Below are 20,440 nucleotides of genomic sequence, written 5' to 3' on the forward strand. Positions count from 1 at the left end.
CCTAGAGTGAAGGCATGATCGATGACGATGTGCGGGTGTCCCGCGCCACCTCCGAGGAGCTCCCCCGGTGCGCGACGACCATGGCTGAGGCTTTCCACGACAACGCCGAGTTCCGATGGATCATCCCCGACGAGGACACCCGCAGCTCGCTGCTGCCGGTGTTCTTCGGCTCATCCCTGCGCCATGCCGCGGCCGCCGGCACCGTCCTGGTCGTCCGCCGGCCCCCATCTGCCGCCGGTGAGCGATCGGAGGCGGAGATCCGCGGTGCGGCCGCCTGGTGTCCGCCCGGCCGCTGGCGCCCGGCGTGGTGGCGGGATCTGTCCAACGCCCCACGTATGTTCTTCGCCGCCGCCCCGCCCCAGCTGCGCCGCTTCGCCCGGCGGGGCTCCCAGGTGGACCGTGCCATGCGCGACGTGCATCCGGAGACTCCGCACTGGTACCTCGCAGGGGTCGGCGTCTCCTCCGACGCCCGGGGCACCGGAGTCGGCTCCGCCTTGATCCGCGCCGGACTCGACCGCGCCGACGCCCAGGGCCTGCCGGTGTATCTGGAGTGCGTGCGGGAGCTCATCCCGTACTACGAGCGTTTCGGCTTCGAGGAGATCGCCCGGATCGACGTCGGCGACGGATGTCCCGACCAGGTCGGCATGTGGCGGGAGCCCGTCGGCTGAGGCCTCGGGGTCGGCCTCAGTCGTCGCCGCGCAGGGCTCGACGGCGCTGCTCGAGCTCCATGAGCTCTCGGTTCAGCCGCTGATGCTCCTCCGGACTCTCCCGCGGGTCCATGCGCTGCAGGCGCCCCAGCAGGTTCGCCTTCTGGTGGGTGATCTTCAGCTCCACCAGCCGATTCAGGATCGACTGGCAGTACCGTTCCACGTCCTCCTCCGTGCGGGCCGGCAGCTGGGCCACCGCGAGCGCGCCCACCAGGGATCTCAGCGGCTGCGGCACCTCGTCGGAGACCGCGGCCACCCAGTTCCGCGGGTCCGTGGCCGAGGCCGCCGCGCTGATCACTCCCGCGTGCACCGCCGCGTGGGCCGGGGCGGTGAGGCGGACCGCGAAGATCTCCTCCCACTGCTCGGCGGTCAGCCGGGTCGGGTGCTGCAGGATGACCTCCAGCGCCTGCCGCTCCATGGCCACCGCCGGGTCCCGGGGATCAGGCTGCGGATAGCCCCGACCCTCGGCCTCCGAAGGCGGGGCGGACTGCTCCGGACCCGCCGCATGCCGCGGCCGAGGCTCTGCGCCCCGCTCCGAGCCTCTGGCCGGGGCGGAGCCGCGCCGGCCGGCGGACTGCACCGCGGACTGCACCTCAGCCATGTCCATCCCCAGCCAGCCGGCCAGCTCTCGGGTGTAGGCCGGCCGCAGAGCCGGATCCTTGATCCCCGCCACCACGGGGGCCGCGTACCGCAGAGCACCGACCCGGCCCTCGACGGTGGAGAGGTCGTAGCGCTTCATGCCCGCCCGGATGGCGAACTCGAACAGCGGCCGACGGGAGTCGATGAGCTCACGCACCGCCTGGTCACCACGATGCTGACGCACGTCGCAGGGGTCCATGCCCTCAGGACCCACGGCGATGAACGTCCTGGCCAGGAACTGCTGGTCCTCCTCGAAGGCCTTCAGGGCGGCGGCCTGTCCGGCGTCGTCGCCGTCGAAGGTGAAGATCACCTCTCCCCCGCCGCCGTCGTCGGAGAGCAGCCGGCGGGCGATCTTCACATGCCCCTCACCGAAGGCCGTGCCGCAGGTGGCCACCGCGGTGTCGATGCCGGCGGCGTGACAGGCCATCACGTCGGTGTAGCCCTCGACGACGACGAGCTCCTTCTTCTTCGCGACCTGCCGCTTCGCGTGCTCGATGCCGTAGAGCACCTGGGACTTCTTGTAGATCTGGGTCTCGGGCGAGTTCAGGTACTTCGGTCCCTTGTCGTCCTCGTACAGCCGTCGACCGCCGAAGCCGACGGTGGCACCGGTGATGTCTCGGATGGGCCAGATCAGCCGCCCGCGGAACCGGTCGTAGATGCCGCGGCTCCCCTCGGAGAACAGGCCGGTGTGCTTGAGCTCCTCGTCGCGGAAGCCCTTCGTCCTGAGGTGGCCGAGGAGGTTGTCCCATCCCTTCGGGGCGTAGCCGACGCCGAAGTCCGAGGCCTCCTGACGGCCGAATCCGCGCCCGGTGAGGAACTCCCGCCCGGTCTGCGCCTCGGGTGATCCGAGCTGGTGCTGGAAGAACTCGTCGGCGATCTTGTGTGCGTCGAGCAGTCGCTGACGGCGGGAGATCTCCTGCCTGCTGGGTCCGGAGCCCCCGTCCTCGTAGCGCAGCTCGACGCCGACCTTCGCCGCGAGCCGTTCGACGGTCTCGGTGAATCCGGTGTGCTCCATACCCATGACGAAGGCGAAGACGTCGCCGGACTCCCCGCAGCCGAAGCAGTGGTAGGTGCCGATGTGCGGGCGGATGTGGAAGCTGGGAGTCCGCTCGTCGTGGAACGGGCAGAGACCCTTCCAGGAGCCGACGCCGGCGCCGCGGAGGGTCACGTACTGTTCGACGATCTCCCGCAGGTCGGCGCGCTCCCGTACGGCGTCTATGTCCTCGCGTCTGATCAGCCCTGCCACAGTGCAACTCTACCCAGACGGACGAGTCCGCCGCCCTCGTTCTCCACAGGGTCGGACCGGTGAGGAATCAGACGCCCACAGCCGGGGTTGGACCGAGCATGACCGTCGAAGATCCCGCCGTGGAACGCCTGCGCCGTGACGCCGTGGAGCACGGCGTCGACATCGAGTTCGTCGCCCGCGGGCCGGCCCGGACCCTGGAGGAGGCTGCGGCGTCCCTGGACGTGGCACCCCATGTGATCGTCAAGACGCTGGTGGCCAAGGCCCGGCGGACCCAGTCGGCGAAGGACCACAGCTTCGTGATCGCACTGATCCCCGGCGACCGTCAGGTCGACTGGGCGAAGCTGCGTCGCCTGACCGGGATGAAGAAGGTGTCCATGACCGCCCCCGAGGAGGCGCTCGAGGCCACCGGATTCCAGCCGGGGACCATCACACCCTTCGGTGCCGCGGCGGCCGACGGGACCAGGTGGCCGATATTCGCGGACGAGTCGATCGCCGGACGCATCGCCATGGGCGCCGGCGCGGACGGGCTGAGCCTGTTCGTCGACTCCGCCGAGCTGTTCGCGGCCTACGACGTCGTCGTCGACGACATCACCAAGACGCCGCCACAGGCCTCCTGAAGCCGACGGCGCTCACCGACGGGCGTCCAGGATCCAGCTTCGTCCCAGACCCAGCAGCACCGTGTCCGAGGTCAGCAGATCGCATCCCTCGGCACTCGCCTGAGCCATCAGCATCCTGTCGAAGGGGTCATGCCTGGGCAGATGATCTTCTCGCAGCATCATCGCCGCATGCGTCGAGGACAGCGGAAGCTCCTTCAACCCGGCCTGGACGAATATCGCAGGGAACGCCTCACCCCCGGGCAGCTCCAGGCGACCGAGCATGTGCTTGATGACGATCTCGGTGACGGATGCCGAGGAGAAGAGGACACGACGACCATCGGTCAGCATCCGACGTGCCCCCGGCCCCAGCTGCTCGGCATCGCGGTGGACCCACAGCAGGGCGTTCGTATCCAGGAGCATCGATCAGCCGTCTGCCGGACGCACACCAGGGTCGGCCTCGGAATCCCCGTAGAACATCTCCGCGATCTCTGCGTCCGGGCCGTCGAAGACCTCCACCGGAGTCGTCGCTTCCCGGCGACCCAGGCCGATGACCACCGCAGGTTCGGTGTGTACGACGAGGTCCACCACCGGCCTGCCCGCCCGGGCGATCGTCACCTCTTCACCCGCCAGAACCCGTTCGACCAGGGCGGAGAGCTGGGACTTCGCCTCATGCATGTTGACCTGGACGGCATTCATGGACCAAGTCTAGCTAAGTCGAGTCACTCCGACCAGACCGCCTGTCGTCGAGATCCACGCGCCGCTCGACCTGCGGACCCCGGATCAGGGCATCAGAAGACCGGTCAGCGACAGATTTCGGGGACCCTGCGCGGGCGCTCCCGGCTCATCCGAACAGCGGGTTGTACATCGGGCGTCCCTGGACGAGAGAGGCATACCATTCCAGAGCCGCACCGTCGGTCAGGGAGGCGACCTGGTCCACGGCGGCGCGACGGCGGCCGGCGTCGTCCTCCGCGGCCAGGAAGTCACCCTGGAACATCGGCTCCAGGTACTGGCTTCCCGTGCCGATGAGCAGCTCCATCAGGGATTCGAGCACCTCGCGCTGGCGCAGGTAGATGGGGCGCTGCTGCTTCGAGGTCATGATGTAGGCCGCCGCGATCCCCTTCATCGCGGCGATCTCCTCATCGGTCTCCTCCGGCACCACCAGATCCGCCTCGTGGCGGACCAGCGCGCGGTCCCCATAGGCCTCTCGCGTGGCCCGGTAGCAGGCGCCGGAGAAGCGACCGATGAGCTCACTGGTCATATTCTTCAGCGCGGCCAGCGACCGGCGGGAGCCGTCGGACTCACGCACCCATCCCTCGGTGGAGGCGAGCCGGTCCAGGGCCGCGCTGATCCGATCATCCTCGGCCTCGGGCAGGTACCACTCACGGGTGACCTGGATGACCCGGCGACGCTGTACGGAGTCGTCGATGAACTTCAGCTGGAAGAGCCCGGAGAAGATGCCGTCCTCGACGTCGTGGACCGAGTAGGCGATGTCGTCGGCGGCGTCCATCACCTGCGCCTCCATGGACTTCCGCGTCCCCGCGACGCCCTCACGCATCCACCCGAACACGTCGAGATCGTCCAGATACACTCCGAACTTCCGGCTGCGCGTGCCGTCGGCGCGCAGCGGTGCCTCATCGGCCGTCCACGGGTACTTGCACGCCGCGTCCAGCGAGGCGCGGGTCAGGTTCAGCCCGGCCGACCGTCCGTCGGGGTGGAAGCGCTTGGTCTCCAACCGGGTCAGCAGCCGCAGGGTCTGAGCGTTGCCCTCGAACCCGCCGATGCCCGAGGCGAGGTCGTCGAGCACCGCCTCCCCGTTGTGGCCGAAGGGCGGGTGGCCGAGGTCGTGGGACAGACAGGCGGCGTCGACGACGTCGGGGTCGCACCCCAGCATCCTCCCGAGCTCGCGGCCCACCTGCGCCACCTCGAGGGAGTGGGTCAGCCGGGTGCGGGCGAAGTCGTCGGCGTCGGGCGAGACCACCTGGGTCTTCGCGCCCAGACGCCGCAGCGCGGAGGAGTGCAGCAGGCGGGCGCGGTCGCGCTCGAACGATGAGCGGTAGACGGACTTGCCGTGCTCGGGCAGCCACCGCTGCTCGTCGGCCTCGGTGTAGCCGGGCCCCAGTGCGGCGTAGTCCCCCTCGACCCGCTCGGTGCTCGCCGTACCCACAGTCCTGTCCAGATTCCTCACCGGCACAGTGTACCGAGCCGCACCGGGGCCGCTCCGGCTCATCCCCCATCGGTTGGGCGTTCCGCGTCGCCCGAAACGCCTCCCAGCGGTGTCTGGGCGACGCGGAACGCCCAACGGATGAAGAGGGGAGGGGATCAGCCTCCTGAGATGTCGACCTCGGCGGCGTGGATCATGGCCTGCTGGTCCGCATTGAGCTCCTGGGACGCCAACCAGTCCTCCGGCAGGTGGACCTTCTTCGGCGACCCGGCCCTGCCCCGGGGGCCTTCGGCGTCGGCGCCGGGGTAGCAGATGCTCTGGTCCAGCCGGCCCAGCAGCTCGGCCAGCTGATCCAGCGACTCCACCCCGACCAGTCGGGTTCGCAGCTCCGAGCCCACGGGGTAGCCCTTGAAGTACCAGGCGACGTGCTTGCGGATGTCCTGCATGGCCTTGCGCTCGTCGCCGTCGAAGTAGGGCACCAGCATCTGGGCGTGCCGCATCAGTGTGTCCGAGACCATGGGCAGGTCCGGACGGTGCCGCTCGCCGCGGCCCTCGAAGGCGGCCTGCAGATCGCCGAAGAGCCAGGGGCGCCCCTGGCACCCGCGTCCGACGACGACGCCGTCGACTCCGGTGCGCCCGACCATCTCCACCGCGTCCTCGGCGGACCAGATGTCCCCGTTGCCCAGGACGGGCACGTCGGGCAGGGCCTCACGCAGGCGGGCGATCGCGTCCCAGTCCGCGGTGCCGGAGTAGTGCTGGCGTGCGGTGCGTCCGTGCAGGGCGACGGCGACGACGCCGACGTCGCGGGCCACCCGTCCGGCCTCCAGGTAGGTCAGGTGCTCCTCGTCGACGCCCTTGCGCATCTTCACCGTCACCGGGATGCCTCCGCGGGAGGCCTCTCGCACAGCGGTGGAGACGATCGACTCGAAGAGTCGGATCTTCCAGGGCAGGGCGGAGCCGCCGCCCTTGCGCGTCACCTTGGGCACCGGGCAGCCGAAGTTCAGGTCGATGTGGTCCGCCCGGTCCTCCTCGACCAGCATCCGCACCGCATGGCCGGTGGTCACCGGATCCACCGAGTACAGCTGGACGGACCGGGGGCGCTCGTCGGGCTCGTGGCGGATGATCCGCAGGGATTCCGGGCGCCGCTCGACAAGGGCCCGGGCGGTGACCATCTCGTTGACATAGAGCCCGCCGCCGTACTCCCGGCACAGCCGACGGAATGCGGTGTTGGTGATCCCAGCCATCGGGGCCAGCACCACAGGGGTGTCCACAGTGATCGGACCCAGGCGCAGCGGCGGCAGCAGCGCGGTGCGCCCCCGACCGGCGACGGCGTCAGCGGTCACGGACTCAGCGGTCACGGCCTCAGTGGTCACGGGCGTAGACCATGGCTTCGAAGTCCGAGTCCGCCGCGCCCTCGTCGATGAGTCGGCGGGCCACCCGCTTCAGCGGCGCCATGGAGTCGTCGACCTCGACGGTGACCGGGAAGCGGGCGGAGAGCATGGCGAGGAGCACCTGGGAGGCCGCCTCGGCCTCGTCGTCCTCCAGCTCGGGGTTCCAGCCGAGCAGCACGTCGGAGGGGTCCTCGCCGCGCTCGGGCGTGTAGCTGATCGCGAAGGCCAGGATGCGGTCCTGCGCACCGGGGGCCCGGTCGCGCAGCACCACTGCGCCGGAGGCTCCGGTCTCGGGCGAGAGCAGCAGCTGCTGCGCCTTGCCCACCGTCATCTCGGAGCGGTCCCAGGTGTGGATCGAGTTGTAGAACTCGGCCACCAGGGAGCTCAGCTCCACCGATCCGGTGGCGATGTCCTCGAGGTCGAGCTGATCGGCTTCGAGGTCCGGCGTCGGCAGCGCCCCGGGGCGCACGACGACACGGCGGGAGGCCTGGACCTTCTGGAAACCGTTGTCCCTCAGGAAGCACTGGGCCGCCGTGCGGGATCCGCACCGCGCCTTGAGGCTCTGCACCTGGCAGTTCTCGGCCTCACTCTGCAGCAGGTTCAGCAGTTCTGCCGCCACCCCGCGGCGGCGGTGCTCCGGGGCGACCTCCGCATAGAAGGAGAGGCGGTCCGGGTGCAGGGAGGAGCGCAGCAGCGTGGCCGCCGCCACCGGCACGCCCTGGTCCTCGGCGACCACGGTCCGGGACCACGGCTTGTCGGAGGAGGGGCGCAGCAGGCTGCGGTCCTGATGGTGCATGGGGTTCTCGGGGTCCCCCCAGACCTCCAGCAGCGCGAGGTCGTCGCCGTCCTCCCAGGGACGCACGGTCAGTCCGGAGTCCAGGGTCAGGCAGGCGACCTCTTCGGCGTCGGGGGCGCCGTGGGGCGAGAAGCTCATCGCGTGTCCTTCGTGCACGGGGGGCGTGCGCGTCGGTCGGCGCAGACCGCGCCGAGGGACGCACACGTGGTATGCGTTCAGCCTCGCGAGTCTAGTCCCGGCCCCGGAGTCCGAGCAATTCCCCGGTGCCGCCCCCTGATCAGCCGATCAGGTGCTGGGCGAGGTACGAGGTGACCTGATCCAGCGAGATGCGCTCCTGGGTCATCTCATCGCGGTGGCGCACCGTGACGGCCTGGTCCTCGAGGGTGTCGAAGTCCACGGTCAGGCAGAACGGGGTGCCGACCTCGTCCTGGCGGCGGTAGCGGCGGCCGATGGCGCCGGCGTCGTCGTAGTCCACGTTCCACTCCCGGCGCAGCTCGGCGGCCAGCCGCTGTGCGGGCTCGGCGAGCTCGGGCTTCTTCGACAGCGGCAGCACCGCGGCCTTCACCGGAGCCAGCTTCGGGTGCAGCTTGAGCACGGTGCGCACGTCCACCCCGCCCTTGGTGTTGGGGGCCTCGTCCTCGGAATAGGCGTCGATGAGGAAGGCCATCATGGCGCGCGTCAGTCCGAAGGAGGGCTCGATGACGTACGGGGTGTACCGCTCCCCGGTGCCCTGGTCGAAGTACTGCAGCTTCTGCCCGGAGGCCTCGGTGTGGGAGCCGAGGTCGTAGTCGGTGCGGTTGGCGATGCCCATCAGCTCGCCCCACTCCGAGCCCTGGAACCCGAAGCGGTACTCGAGGTCGATGGTGGAGGCCGAGTAGTGGGCGCGCTCCTCCTGGGGCACGTCGAAGCGGCGCAGGTTCTCCGGGTCGAGCCCGAGGTCGACGAACCAGTCCCAGCAGGCCTCGACCCAGTGGTCGAACCAGCCCGGGGCGTCGTCCGGATAGGTGAAGTACTCGATCTCCATCTGCTCGAACTCGCGGGTCCGGAAGATGAAGTTTCCGGGGGTGATCTCGTTGCGGAACGCCTTGCCGATCTGACCGATGCCGAACGGCGGCTTCTTCCGGGCCGAGGTCACCACGTTGTTGAAGTTCACGAAGATGCCCTGGGCGGTCTCCGGGCGCATGTAGTGCAGGCCCTCTTCGTTGTCCACCGGGCCGAGGTAGGTCTTCATCAGGCCGGAGAACTGCTGGGGCTCGGTCCACGCGCCGCGCGTGCCGCAGTCGGGGCAGACGATCTCGGCCATGGACTCGGCCTCACGGCCCTTCTTGTCGGCGAAGGCCTCCTCCAGGTGGTCCTGACGGTGGCGGCGGTGACACTGGGTGCACTCGACCAGCGGGTCGGAGAACGTCTTCACGTGGCCCGAGGCGTGCCAGACCTGCTGCGGGAGGATGATGGCCGAGTCGAGGCCGACCATGTCGCCGCGTCCGCGCACGAAGGTCTTCCACCACTGGTCCTTGATGTTCTCCTTCAGCTCCGTGCCCAGCGGCCCGTAGTCCCAGGCCGAGCGGGAGCCCCCGTAGATGTCACCGGACTGGTAGACGAAGCCGCGGCGCTTCGCCAGGGAGATGACTTTGTCGAGGGCGTTCTCAACGGACATGGGTGCTTCTCACCTCGGGGGAGCGTGGGAGTGTCGGGACAGGGGGGCACCGACCGCACGGGCCGGCGCATCACCACTGGGCAAGCTTACCGCCCGCGGCGGGACCGGAGCATGTCCGGCAGGGAGGCCAGCGCCACCGCGACGAGGGTCAGTGCTGTGCCGAGCACGGTCGCGGTGGTGACCACCGCTCCCGGCGCCGGGGCGACGACGTCGAGCAGCAGGGATCCGACCAGCTGGCCTCCGATCATGCCCATCGCGGCCACGAGCACACCGACCCGGGTCACCAGCAGCGCGCCGAGACCGATGAACAGCACGCCCAGCGGACCGCCCAGGTACAGCCACCACTGCCCCGGCAGGGTGCCGGGAAGCTCGGTCCCCCCGGCGACCAGCACACCGAGCCACACCAGCGCCAGCGCCGCGGCCCCGGAGGCGAAGTTGAACAGGGTCGACGGGATGGGGCTGCGGTAGGCGGCGGTCTGTCGACCGTTCAGCGCCTGCTGGGCGGAGTTGACGAATCCGCCGGTGAACGGGACGACCACGAACAGCAGCAGGTCCCATCCACCGCGGCCTCCCCCGAACTGCGGGGACACCGCCCAGACCACGGCGAGGACGGTCAGCACCGCGGCGATCACCCGCAGCGGGCTCAGTCGGATGCGCCCGGCCGGTCCCAGACCGATCCGGTCCCAGAGGAGCCCGCCGACGGTCTGCCCGGTGACCACGGCCACGGTGAACACTGCGACGCCGATCAGACCGATGGTCAGGGTCTGGGCGAGTACGAAGTACGCCCCGCCGAGGCCCACCAGCAGGTACCAGGGGCGCACGGCCCCGCTGCGCAGGGCGGCGGGCACCCGCCGCATCGTCGACCTCCCGCGGCGGGTGCCCGCCGCGACGGCGCCGATCAGCACGAGTCCGCCCCCGAAGCTCAGCAGCGCGGCGAGGAAGGGGTCGCCGAGCTCGGCGCCCAGCGCCGAATTGATCCGCCCCTGCATCGGGATCGCCGCACCGGCGACCAGCATCAGGACGATCAGTCCGACCCAGACGACCGGAGAGTGGGCGGGCGGGCCCTTCACAGCATGCACCCGGACATCTTAGTCACCTGCGAGACTGAACCCATGAGCGAGGAACACATCGAGGTGCCCATCCGTGACGGCGCCATCCGTCTGGGACAGCTGCTGAAGCTCTCCGGGATCGCGGAGGACGGGGTGATGGCACGGGACCTGATCGAGACCGAGGCGGTGCGCGTGGACGGGGATCCGGAGACCCGGCGCGGCCGCCAGGTCGAGGTGGGTCAGGTCGTCGTGGTCGAGGGGGAGCCCTTCGGTCTGCCGACGGTGCGACTGAGCGTCACCTCGGACTGAGGGCCGTGCGGTCCGGCGACGGCCCGACGGCTGAGTGCGGCGGTCCGGTCCCCGGCCGCTCAGTCCCGGACCGTGAACTCCAGGAACTCACCCATGTGGCGGATCTCCTGCGGCACCACACCGTGGCCGGCGCCGGCGTAGAGCACCTTGGTGAGCTTCACCGTGCGGTTCGCCCAGGAGTGGGTGTAGTCCACATACTCCGCCGGGATGACCGGGTCCTCCTGGTCCCGTCCCCAGAAGAACGGCACCTGCTGGGCGGCCAGGGCCTCGTCGTCGAAGTACTCGGAGGTCTCCGGGTCGTCCTGCGGATCCACGGCGAATCCGGAGAGCCCGACCACCGCGGCGAAGGCGTCCGGACGTGAGCGCAGCAGCGACGTCGCCATCGCCATGCCCATGGAGAAGCCGAGGAGGGTGACCGAACTGTGGTGGCCTCGGACCCCGTCGATCCAGTTCCAGAGGTCGTCGACGGCGGCGCGGGCGTCGGCCGAGCGGTAGGCCAGGCGCATCGGATCGAGGGCGAACCACGTGTAGCCGGGGCCCTCCGGGAGGGGTGCCCGGACCGAGGCGTAGGTGAAGCGCTCGGGCAGCATGTGCGCGAAGGAGAAGAGGTCGTGCTCGTGGGAGCCGAAGCCGTGGAGCATCACCACCAGCGGCGTGCCCTCCCGCTCCTCAGGATCGCGCGACCAGACCACCACAGGCTGCTCGACGGCGGTGTCCTCGGTCATGGGGCCTCCTCAGCGGCGATGCGGCAGGTTCGTGGGGTTGCGACGGGGCACCGGCCATCCTACGTCCGGGCAGCACGGTCTGACACAATGTCCGGGTGAGCCCCTACGACGACGAGCCCCGCAGCATCGGCCGCCCGGACGTCGGCCGCTCCGACGCCGGACCACCCGTGAAGCACCCGTGGACCAGGTACGTCGCCGTCGGAGACTCGTTCACCGAGGGCATCGGCGACCCGGACCCGGACCGTGAGGGGTACCACCTCGGCTGGGCGGACCGTGTAGCCGAGGAGCTGGCGCTGGGAGGTCCGCACTTCGCCTACGCCAATCTGGCGGTGCGCGGGAAGCTCATCGAGCAGATCCGCGACGACCAGGTGGCCCCCGCCCTGGAGCTGAAGCCCGACCTGATCTCGGTCTGCGCCGGCGGGAACAACGTCATCCGACCCGGCGGAGATCCGGACCAGGTCGCCGCCACCCTCGACACCATGGTCCAGATCCTCGCCACCACGGGTGCGACGATCGTGCTGTTCAACGGACCCGACGTGCGCGACAGCGCAGTCATGGGCTCCATCCGCTCCAAGGTCGCGATCTTCAACGAGAACGTGCGCACCGTGGCCCTGCGCCACGACGCCCTGGTGGCCGACATGTGGTCGCTGCGGGAGCTGGCCAACCCCGTGATGTGGGACGAGGATCGTCTGCACTTCTCCCCCATGGGCCACCACACCATCGCCCGTATGGTGCTGGACACGCTCAACGTCCCCCATGAGCTGGATCCGATCGAGCCCCGCCCGCTGCCGGAGCGGACCTGGCGAGAGGCCTACGCCGACGACGTCGTCTGGGCGCGTCAGCACCTCTTCCCGTGGGTGGTCCGCCGACTGCGCGGACGCTCCTCCGGCGACGGGATGAATCCGAAGCGGCCCCAGGCGGAGCCGCTGTTCGGCGGAGCCATGCCCCCGGGCACCTCCGAGGAGGACGCCTGAACCGCCGCTGAGCAGACCGGAAGGATCGCTCCATGGACCTGCCCATCCATCCCCTGGCCGCACATCTGCCGGTGGTCCTCATCCCGCTCTCGAGCATCATGCTCATCCTGGCCGTGACGATCAGGCCCCTGCGCCGACACCTGATGCTGGTGGCGGTGGTGCTCGTCGGCATGGGCGCGGCGGGCGCGTTCCTGGCGATGCAGACCGGCGAGCAGCTCGCCGAGACCGTGGGAGATCCCGAGGCCCACTCACGCTGGGGCCTGCCGACCTTCCTGACCGCGGCCGCGCTGACCGTCGTCGCCGCCGCGTGGGCCTGGACCACATGGCGCGCCGGTCGCGCCGTGCCCGCCGCCGCGGAGCCCACCGAGGGCGCCCCGCGGCCCAGGCCCTCGCCGCTGGGTGCGGTGCTCGGAACCGCCACGGTGGTGCTGGCGGTGACCGCCACGGCGCTGACCGTGATGGCCGGCCACTCCGGGGCCGAGGAGGTCTGGTCCGACACTGAGGAGGAGGCCGACGCCGCTGAGGATGAGGGGCAGGAGGAAGAGGACGGGCAGGAGGCGGACGGCGACGTCGCGCTGACGATGGAGGAGGTCTCCGAGCACGATTCCTCGGACTCCTGCTGGGCGGCCGTCGACGGCACCGTCTACGACCTCACCGACTGGGTCCCCGACCATCCGGGCGGCGAGCAGGCCATCGAAGGGCTGTGCGGGACCGATGCCACCGAAGACTTCCGGCAGCAGCACGGCGGGCAGTCCCGGCCGGAGGACCAGCTGGCCCAGTTCGAGCTCGGGCCCCTGGACTGAGCCCGGCGCAGTCCAGGTCCGGTGCGGGCACGGCTGGGCACAGCCGGGTTCGGCCGGGTTCGGCCGGGCTCTAGAGGCGCAGCACCTGGCGGATCTCGTCGCCGAGCTGCTGGGCGCTGGTGAGGAAGCCGTCGTGTCCGATGGGCGAGGAGATCATGCGGACCCGGTGGTCCCCGGGGATCATCCGCGCGAGCTCCTCGCTCTGTGCGGGCAGGTACAGCCGGTCCGAATCCACGGCCACGATCAGCGGCCTCGCGGCGACCCTACCGAGCGCGCGGGCCGCTCCCCCGCGCCCGCGACCGACGTCGTGGCTGATCAGCGCCTCCGCCACCACGAGGTAGGCGTTGGGGTCGAACCGGGAGATGAGCTTCGTCGCCTGGTGGTCCAGGTAGGACTCCACCTGATACCGACCGGTGCGCCGGCCGGCCGCGCCCAGCGGCTCCTCCGAGCCCTGCTTCTCGCGGCCGAAGCGGAACCCGAGCTCCTGCTCGGAACGATAGGTGATGTGGGCGATGCGTCGAGCCAGGGCCAGTCCCTGCAGCGGGGGCCGCAGTCCGTAGTAGTCGCCTCCGGCGAAGTCGGGGTCGTTCTCGATGGCCTTGATCTGCGCCTGGCCGAAGGCGATCTGCTCGGCGGTCGTCTCCGCTCCGCAGGCGAACACCCCCACCCCTGCGACCATCTCAGGGAACGTGGCGGCCCACTCCAGGGCCCGGGCCCCGCCCATCGAACCGCCGATCACCGCCTGCAGCCGGGTGACGCCCAGGGCGCCGAGCAGCCGGCGCTCCAGGCGGACGGCGTCGCGGATGGTGACGAACGGGAACCGTGAGCCCCAGGGGCGGCCGTCCGGGTCCGCCGACGCGGGGCCGGTGGAGCCGTAGCAGCCGCCGACCATCGCCGGGGCGACGACGAACCAGCGGTCGGTGTCCACCGGGCGGCCGGGGCCGACCAGCGCCTCCCACCAGCCGGGCGAGGGGTCGGCCTCGGTGGTCGCCACGTGCGAGTCGCCGGTCAGTGCGTGGGCCACGAGCACCACGTTGTCGCCGGCCGCGTTGAGCCGCCCCCAGGTCTCGTAGGCGATCTCCACGTGGGGAAGATGCCCGCCCGCCTCGAAGGTGTGGCCGCCGACCTCCCGGACCCGGAGGGCCCCGGCCGGCCGGTGGCCGAAGTCGTTCGCGGCGGCGGTGAGCGCGGGTGTGCTCATCGTCGGATCAGCCTTCCGTCGGTGCGGCGGCGAGCGCCTGGTCGAGGTCGGCGAGGATGTCGTCGATGTGCTCGAGCCCGACCGAGAGCCGCACCATCCCGGGAGAGACGCCGGCGGCGCGCTGGTCCTCCTCGGAGAGCTGGCTGTGGGTGGTCGAGGCCGGGTGGATCGCCAGGGAGCGCACGTCACCGACGTTGGCCACCAACGAGTGCAGCTCCAGGGCGTCGACGAGCGCCCGGCCCGCCTCCGCACCCCCGTGGACCTCGAAGGCCAGCACGGACCCGGCCCCACGGGGCAGGTACCGCCGGGCGCGCTCGGCCGACGGGCTGGAGTCCAGGCCGGCGTAGTCGACCCGCCGGACCGCGGGGTGGGACCGGAGGTGGGCGGCGACCCGCTGGGCGTTGGCGACGTGACGCTCCATCCGCAGGCTGAGGGTCTCCAGTCCGAGGTTGATCTCGAAGGCGTTGTGCGGCGACAGCGCCGGTCCGAAGTCGCGCAGCAGCTGCACGCGGGCCTTGAGGATGTAGGACAGGTTGACGCCGAAGGCGCCGTCGGCTCCGAGGTCTCGGCCGTAGACCAGCCCGTGGTAGCTCTCATCGGGCTGGGAGAAGCCGGGGAATCGCTCGGGGTATCGGGTGTAGTCGAAGCGCCCGGCGTCCACGATGACCCCGGCGATGGCGGTGCCGTGTCCGCCGAGGAACTTCGTCGCCGAGTGGACCACGACGTCGGCGCCGTGGTCGATGGGACGGATCAGGTACGGGGTCGTCAGAGTGGAGTCGACGATGAGCGGGACGCCCAACTCCCGGGCCACCCCGGAGACGGCTTCGACGTCGAGCACGTCGCCGCGCGGGTTGGCGACGATTTCCCCGAACAGTGCCACGGTGTCCTCCTGGGCCGCGGCCCGCCAGGAGGCGACGTCGTCGGGGTCCTCGACGAAGCTCACCCTCACCCCGAACTTCGGCAGCGTGTGCTTGAAGAGGTTCTGCGTGCCCCCGTAGAGCTGCGGGGAGGCCACGATGTGGGCGCCCGACTCCGCGATGTTCAGCAGAGCCAGTGAGGTGGCCGCCTGGCCGGAGCCGACGGCGAGTGCCCCGACGCCTCCCTCCAGCGCGGCGATCTTGTTCTCCACCGCCTCCACGGTGGGATTGGTGAGGCGGGAGTAGATGGGCCCGAGCTCTTCGAGTCCGAACCGTCGGGCGGCGGACTCGGTGTCCGGGAAGACGAAGGAGGTGGTCTGCTGGATGGGCAGGGCTCGGGCTCCGGTGTGCGGGTCGGGCTCGACGCCGGCGTGGATCTGCAGGGTCTCGAAGCGGGGGGTGTGCTGGGTCGAGTTCTCGCTCATGGCCGACTCCGTTCGGTCCTGGCCCGATGGAGCAGCGCCCCGGATCTCCGGCGACGGGTCGACCGTTGGGCCCTGCCCCATGGACGTGGTGGCGTCTCATGGACTGGTGTAGGGCCGCACTGGTGTGGAGGCCCGCGCTTGCCCGTCCGGGTCCGCGGAGCATCCGCAGGCCGTCCGGGCCAGGTCGTCACCCGGGGCACCCCACCGCGAACTGGAGGGTTGCCGGCCAGCAAACCGGGGTTTCGCGCTGGCACTCTTGACCTTCGGAATCAGTGTGCCCGGGAAACCCCCGCAGGGCAACCCGGGCACACCGTCGACCGCCCTCAAGCCCACCCGAGCGCACCTCCCGCATCGAGGGAGAGAGGCTCGTCGCGACACGCCGTCGCCCAGGGCGAACTTCTCTCCGTCGATGGGCGGTACGACCCCCACCCCTCATCGAAGGAGCATGACTGGTGCCGACACGCGGACCCGGAAGACCAGATTCTCTCCCTCGATGGGCGGCGGCGGGGGTGCGGGGTTCAGCGTCCGGTCACGGCACGCGGAGGATGAGCGCATCCCCCTGGCCGCCGCCGCCGCAGAGGGCGGCCGCCCCCGTGCCGCCGCCGCGGCGCCTCAGCTCCAGAGCCAGGTGCAGCAGGATGCGGGCGCCCGACATCCCCACCGGGTGGCCCAGCGCGATGGCCCCGCCGTCGACGTTGACCTTCTCCGGGGCGATGCCCAGCTCATCGGCGGAGGCCAGCCCGACGGCGGCGAAGGCCTCGTTGATCTCCACCAGGTCCAGGGACCCGGGCTCGAGGCCGTCCTTCTCACAGGCGCGCGCGACGGCGTTGGCCGGCTGCAGCTGCAGCGAGGAGTCGGGGCCGGCGACCATGCCGTGGGCTCCGATCTCGGCCAGCCAGGTCAGACCCAGCCGTTCGGCCCTCTCCTTGGGCATCACGACCATGGCGCAGGCGCCGTCGGAGATCTGGGACGCGGACCCGGCCGTGATCGTGCCGTCCTTCGCGAACGCCGGCCGCAGCCGACCCAGGGACTCGGCGGTGGTGCCGGCGCGGACTCCCTCGTCTGCGGTGACGCGGATCGGGTCGCCCTTACGCTGAGGCACCTCGACCTCGACGATCTCCTCGTCGAAGCGGCCGGCCTCCGAGGCGTCGGCGGCGCGGCGGTGGGACTCGGCGGCGAACTCGTCCTGCTGCTGCCTCGTGTAGGAGCGCTCACCGGTGTTGCAGGACTCGGTGAGGGCACCCATGGACTGGTCGGTGGCCTGGTCCCAGAGCGCGTCGTGGGCCATCGAGTCCACCAGCGTCCCGTCTCCGTAGGCGATTCCGGTCCGCGACTTCGTCAGCAGGTGCGGCGCCTGGGACATCGACTCCATGCCCCCGGCGACGACGACCTCGCACTCCCCCGCCCGGATCATCTGGTCGGCGGTGGCGACGGCGTTGAGGCCCGAGAGGCAGACCTTGTTGATGGTGATCGATGGGATCCCGGCGGGGACGCCGCCGGCCAGTGCTGCGGTGCGGGCGGCGTTCTGGCCGGTCCCGGCCTGGATGACCTGCCCCATGATGACGTAGTCGACGTCCTCTCCGGAGACGCCGGCCCGTTCCAGGGCACCGGCGATCGCGACGCCGCCGAGCTCGGCGGCGCTGAGGCTCGAGAGGCCCCCGAGGAGCTTGCCGACGGGGGTGCGGGCGCCGGAGACGATGACGTTCACGGACATGGGCGGGACCTCCAGAAATAGTTGCACGTCCAATAATCTCTCGCTAGATTACCAACGAGACTCAGCTCACAGACTATTCCAGCCGCGACGCGGAGGAGAAGCTCCATGCACCAGGTGACGCACTTCATCGACGGACGACGCACCGAGGGCACCTCGGGCCGCACCAAGGAGGTCTTCGATCCGGTGCGGGGCGCGCCGCAGGCCACGGTGCCGCTGGCCTCCGAGGCCGAGGTCGACGCCGCGATCGCCTCCTCCCAGGCCGCCTTCGACGGATGGGCGTCCATGAACCCGCAGCGTCGTGCCCGGATCCTGCTCAAGTGGGTCGATCTGATCTACACCCACATGGATGAGCTCGCCGAGACGCTGTCGGGCGAGCACGGCAAGACCTTCCCCGACGCCAAGGGGGACATCCAGCGCGGCGTCGAGGTCGTCGAGTTCGCCGCCGGCGCTCCGCACCTGCTCAAGGGAGAGTTCTCCACCGAGGTCTCCGGCGGGGTCGACGTGCACTCGATGCGCCAGCCCCTGGGCGTGGTCACCGGGATCACCCCGTTCAACTTCCCCGCCATGATCCCGCTGTGGAAGGCCGGCGTCGCGCTGGCCGCGGGGAACACCTTCGTCCTCAAGCCCTCGGAGCGCGACCCCTCGGTGCCGGTCCGGCTGGCCGAGCTGGCGATCGAGGCCGGTATGCCCGCAGGCGTGCTCAACGTCCTCCACGGAGACAAGACGGCGGTGGACGCCCTCATCGCGGACGACCGCATCAGGGCGGTCGGATTCGTGGGCTCCACCCCCATCGCCCAGGCGATCTACACCGCCGCCGCGACCCACGGCAAGCGCGCCCAGTGCTTCGGCGGCGCGAAGAACCACATGGTGATCATGCCCGACGCCGACCTGGAGCAGGCGGCCGACGCTCTGATCGGTGCGGCCTTCGGCTCCGCCGGTGAGCGCTGCATGGCGATCTCCGTGGCGGTGCCCGTCGGTGAGGAGACCGCGGACCGGCTCGTGGAGCTGCTCGAGGAGCGCATGGCGGAGCTGACCCTCGGTCCGTCCCTCGAGGAGTCCTCGGACTTCGGCCCCGTGGTAGGCCCCGACGCCAAGGCCCGCATCGAGGACTACATCGGTGTCGGAGTCGAGGAGGGCGCCGAGCTGCGCGTCGACGGACGCGGCGCGACCGTCGACGGTCACCCTGACGGCTTCTGGGTCGGTGCCACCCTGTTCGACCGCGTCACCCCGCAGATGCGCATCTACCGGGAGGAGATCTTCGGTCCGGTGCTGAGCGTGGTCCGCGCCGCCGACTACGAGGAGGCTCTGCGCCTGCCCACTGAGCACGAGTTCGGCAACGGCGTCTCGATCTTCACCCGCGACGGCGACGCCGCCCGCGACTTCACCCGTCGGGTCGAGGTCGGGATGGTCGGAGTCAACGTGCCGATCCCGGTGCCGATCGCCTACTACACCTTCGGCGGCTGGAAGGCCTCCGGGTTCGGAGACCTCAACCAGCACGGCACCGACGGCCTGAAGTTCTACACCAAGACCAAGACGGTGACGACCCGCTGGCCGTCCGGCATCAAGGACGGTGCCAGCTTCGTCATGCCAGAAGGCAGCTGAGACCCAGGTTTCCGAAGGGAGACGATCATGACAGAGACCTCTGACGACGCGACCGGGGCCGTCCCCGGATCGGACCTTCCGCGGGTGGCCTTCATCGGGCTCGGCAACATGGGCGGGCCGATGGCGGCCAACCTCGTCGCCGCCGGCGTCGTCGTCCACGGCTTCGACGTGGTCCCCGCCGCCCTGGACGCCGCACGTTCGAAGGGGGTCACCGTCGTCGACGACCCGCTGGACGCCGTGGCCGAGGCCGAGGTCGTCCTGACGATGCTGCCCAGCGGGCAGCACGTCAAGGAGGCCTACGCCGGGACCCCCGAACGGCCCGGCCTGCTCTCCGCCGCCCGTGCGGAGACCATCTTCCTCGACTGCTCGACCATCAACACCTCCGAGGCCGTGGAGGCGGCGAACATGGCCCGCGAGGCCGGGTTCCGCGCGGCCGATGCGCCGGTCTCCGGCGGTGTGGTCGGTGCGGAGGCCGGCACCCTGGCCTTCATGGTCGGAGCGACCGAGGAGGTCTTCTCCGAGCTCCACCCGCTGCTGGACATCATGGGACGCCGGGTCGTCCACTGCGGCGACGCGGGCCTGGGACAGGCCGCCAAGATCTGCAACAACATGATCCTCGGGGTCTCGATGATCGCGGTCTCGGAGGCCTTCGTCCTGGCGGAGAAGCTGGGGCTCTCCGACGAGGCGATGTTCGACGTGGTCTCCGGGGCCACCGGACAGTGCTGGGCCCTGACCACCAACTGTCCCGTCCCCGGCCCCGTGCCCACCAGCCCGGCCAACCGCGACTTCGCCCCCGGGTTCGCCGGGGCGCTGATGGCCAAGGACCTGACCCTGGCCGCGAACGCCCTGGACGAGACCGGTGTGGACGCGCAGCTGGGTCGTGCGGCCGGTGAGATCTACCGGCGCTTCGCCGAGGGTGAGGGCGCCGGGCTGGACTTCTCCGGCATCATCACCACCATCCGCGAGGCGTCCCAGGAGCGCTGAGTCGACCCGCGGCACCGCGTCCGGTCACAGGCTGAAGTCGCCGGACCGGGCGCGGAATCGTGTGAAGATGTCGTTGACGAGGGCGACGTCGGCGGCCTCGAACCCGGTGTCCGCGAAGAGCTCGTCGTTCAGCGCCTGAGTGGCCTCGGTGGCCACGCGCCGTCCCTCGTCGGTGAGGACCAGGAGGACGGCCCGCCGGTCCGAGGCGTGCGGACGGCGCTCCACCAGACCCGCGGCCTCCAGACGGTCCACCGTGTTCGTCACCGAGGTGGGGTGGACCTGCAGCAGGGCGCTGGCCTTGCTCATCAGCATCTGCTTCTCGCGGGAGAAGCTGAGCAGCGCGATCATCTCATAGCGGGCGAACGTCAGCCGGAACGGCTTCAGCACCTCCTGCGCCCGGGCGAGGAGGATCTGCTGCACCCTCATGACGGAGGTGACCGCGGCCATGGGTGCGGCCACCTCAGTCCATCCGTGGCGCTCCCAGTTCCGGCGGGCCTCGGCGATGGGATCCCTGCTCAGCTCTGTGGCTCTCTTGGACATCGCA

General features: G+C 70.6%; 20 protein-coding genes and 1 riboswitch. Of the genes, 7 read left to right on the plus strand and 13 right to left on the minus strand.

Annotated elements, in window-relative coordinates; genetic code table 11:
- Positions 1-14 precede the first annotated feature (14 nt).
- On the plus strand, positions 15-668 hold the full coding sequence (locus tag N7E59_RS05270; protein ID WP_261623876.1) for a GNAT family N-acetyltransferase: 654 nt from the start codon (positions 15-17) through the stop codon (positions 666-668).
- A 16-nt stretch (positions 669-684) separates the two neighbouring features.
- On the opposite strand, the gene dnaG is transcribed toward N7E59_RS05270, so the two are convergent.
- Positions 685-2,592, minus strand: coding sequence for a DNA primase (gene dnaG, locus N7E59_RS05275; protein ID WP_261623877.1), 1,908 nt, complete (start codon positions 2,590-2,592; stop codon positions 685-687).
- 98 nt (positions 2,593-2,690) lie between these two features.
- Here dnaG and N7E59_RS05280 point away from each other — a divergent pair, with 98 nt between their 5' ends.
- The gene (locus tag N7E59_RS05280; RefSeq protein WP_261623878.1) at positions 2,691-3,209 is read left to right on the plus strand and encodes an aminoacyl-tRNA deacylase; all 519 of its coding nucleotides are present in this window, start codon (positions 2,691-2,693) and stop codon (positions 3,207-3,209) included.
- A 12-nt stretch (positions 3,210-3,221) separates the two neighbouring features.
- Here the strand turns inward: N7E59_RS05280 and N7E59_RS05285 are convergent, their stop codons facing one another.
- The 7 genes from N7E59_RS05285 to N7E59_RS05315 form a co-directional block, all read right to left on the minus strand.
- Positions 3,222-3,608 (minus strand): type II toxin-antitoxin system VapC family toxin, encoded by a 387-nt coding sequence (locus tag N7E59_RS05285; RefSeq protein ID WP_261623879.1) that lies wholly within the window; start codon positions 3,606-3,608, stop codon positions 3,222-3,224.
- 3 nt (positions 3,609-3,611) lie between these two features.
- A complete protein-coding gene (locus N7E59_RS05290) occupies positions 3,612-3,884 on the minus strand; it encodes a type II toxin-antitoxin system Phd/YefM family antitoxin (RefSeq protein ID WP_261623880.1) in 273 nt (90 codons plus the stop codon).
- 145 nt (positions 3,885-4,029) lie between these two features.
- Positions 4,030-5,373 (minus strand): deoxyguanosinetriphosphate triphosphohydrolase, encoded by a 1,344-nt coding sequence (locus N7E59_RS05295; RefSeq protein ID WP_390905010.1) that lies wholly within the window; start codon positions 5,371-5,373, stop codon positions 4,030-4,032.
- Positions 5,374-5,507: 134 nt separating this feature from the next.
- Complete coding sequence (gene dusB / locus N7E59_RS05300; RefSeq protein WP_261623881.1) at positions 5,508-6,707, minus strand: tRNA dihydrouridine synthase DusB; 1,200 nt, start codon at positions 6,705-6,707, stop codon at positions 5,508-5,510.
- 4 nt (positions 6,708-6,711) lie between these two features.
- Entirely contained in the window at positions 6,712-7,674 is a 963-nt protein-coding gene (locus N7E59_RS05305) for a GNAT family N-acetyltransferase (protein ID WP_261623882.1), read from the minus strand.
- A 139-nt stretch (positions 7,675-7,813) separates the two neighbouring features.
- Positions 7,814-9,193 carry a glycine--tRNA ligase gene (locus N7E59_RS05310; RefSeq protein WP_261623883.1) on the minus strand — a complete coding sequence of 460 codons (1,380 nt, stop codon included), beginning with the start codon at positions 9,191-9,193 and terminating at the stop codon, positions 7,814-7,816.
- Positions 9,194-9,279: 86 nt separating this feature from the next.
- Positions 9,280-10,272, minus strand: a complete 993-nt coding sequence (locus N7E59_RS05315; RefSeq protein ID WP_261623884.1) for a DMT family transporter — start codon at positions 10,270-10,272, stop codon at positions 9,280-9,282.
- 33 nt (positions 10,273-10,305) lie between these two features.
- Here N7E59_RS05315 and N7E59_RS05320 point away from each other — a divergent pair, with 33 nt between their 5' ends.
- Complete coding sequence (locus tag N7E59_RS05320) at positions 10,306-10,551, plus strand: RNA-binding S4 domain-containing protein (RefSeq protein ID WP_261623885.1); 246 nt, start codon at positions 10,306-10,308, stop codon at positions 10,549-10,551.
- Positions 10,552-10,610: 59 nt separating this feature from the next.
- Here the strand turns inward: N7E59_RS05320 and N7E59_RS05325 are convergent, their stop codons facing one another.
- Positions 10,611-11,276 (minus strand): alpha/beta hydrolase, encoded by a 666-nt coding sequence (locus tag N7E59_RS05325; protein ID WP_261623886.1) that lies wholly within the window; start codon positions 11,274-11,276, stop codon positions 10,611-10,613.
- Between the two features lie 125 nt (positions 11,277-11,401).
- On the opposite strand from N7E59_RS05325, the gene N7E59_RS05330 reads away from it, so the two are divergent.
- Positions 11,402-12,250 carry an SGNH/GDSL hydrolase family protein gene (locus N7E59_RS05330; RefSeq protein WP_261624018.1) on the plus strand — a complete coding sequence of 283 codons (849 nt, stop codon included), beginning with the start codon at positions 11,402-11,404 and terminating at the stop codon, positions 12,248-12,250.
- Positions 12,251-12,282: 32 nt separating this feature from the next.
- Complete coding sequence (locus N7E59_RS05335; protein WP_261623887.1) at positions 12,283-13,053, plus strand: cytochrome b5-like heme/steroid binding domain-containing protein; 771 nt, start codon at positions 12,283-12,285, stop codon at positions 13,051-13,053.
- A gap of 70 nt (positions 13,054-13,123) precedes the next feature.
- Here the strand turns inward: N7E59_RS05335 and metX are convergent, their stop codons facing one another.
- The 3 genes from metX to N7E59_RS05350 all read right to left on the minus strand — a co-directional run bounded on the left by metX (position 13,124) and on the right by N7E59_RS05350 (position 17,310).
- Positions 13,124-14,254 carry a homoserine O-acetyltransferase MetX gene (metX, locus tag N7E59_RS05340; RefSeq protein WP_261623888.1) on the minus strand — a complete coding sequence of 377 codons (1,131 nt, stop codon included), beginning with the start codon at positions 14,252-14,254 and terminating at the stop codon, positions 13,124-13,126.
- 7 nt (positions 14,255-14,261) lie between these two features.
- Entirely contained in the window at positions 14,262-15,596 is a 1,335-nt protein-coding gene (locus N7E59_RS05345) for an O-acetylhomoserine aminocarboxypropyltransferase/cysteine synthase family protein (RefSeq protein WP_261623889.1), read from the minus strand.
- A 129-nt stretch (positions 15,597-15,725) separates the two neighbouring features.
- A riboswitch (SAM riboswitch) is annotated at positions 15,726-15,858 on the minus strand.
- A 267-nt stretch (positions 15,859-16,125) separates the two neighbouring features.
- Positions 16,126-17,310 carry an acetyl-CoA C-acetyltransferase gene (locus tag N7E59_RS05350; RefSeq protein WP_261623890.1) on the minus strand — a complete coding sequence of 395 codons (1,185 nt, stop codon included), beginning with the start codon at positions 17,308-17,310 and terminating at the stop codon, positions 16,126-16,128.
- A 105-nt stretch (positions 17,311-17,415) separates the two neighbouring features.
- Between N7E59_RS05350 and N7E59_RS05355 the strand changes: the two genes are divergently transcribed.
- Positions 17,416-18,912 carry a CoA-acylating methylmalonate-semialdehyde dehydrogenase gene (locus N7E59_RS05355; RefSeq protein ID WP_261623891.1) on the plus strand — a complete coding sequence of 499 codons (1,497 nt, stop codon included), beginning with the start codon at positions 17,416-17,418 and terminating at the stop codon, positions 18,910-18,912.
- Between the two features lie 27 nt (positions 18,913-18,939).
- Positions 18,940-19,896: a 3-hydroxyisobutyrate dehydrogenase gene (gene mmsB / locus N7E59_RS05360; protein ID WP_261623892.1), complete on the plus strand. Its 957-nt coding sequence runs from the start codon at positions 18,940-18,942 to the stop codon at positions 19,894-19,896.
- A 24-nt stretch (positions 19,897-19,920) separates the two neighbouring features.
- Here the strand turns inward: mmsB and N7E59_RS05365 are convergent, their stop codons facing one another.
- A complete protein-coding gene (locus N7E59_RS05365) occupies positions 19,921-20,436 on the minus strand; it encodes a MarR family winged helix-turn-helix transcriptional regulator (protein ID WP_261623893.1) in 516 nt (171 codons plus the stop codon).
- Between the last annotated feature and the right edge of the window lie 4 nt (positions 20,437-20,440).

It is taken from the genome of Nesterenkonia marinintestina (genome assembly GCF_025420485.1).
Lineage (GTDB): Bacteria > Actinomycetota > Actinomycetes > Actinomycetales > Micrococcaceae > Nesterenkonia > Nesterenkonia marinintestina.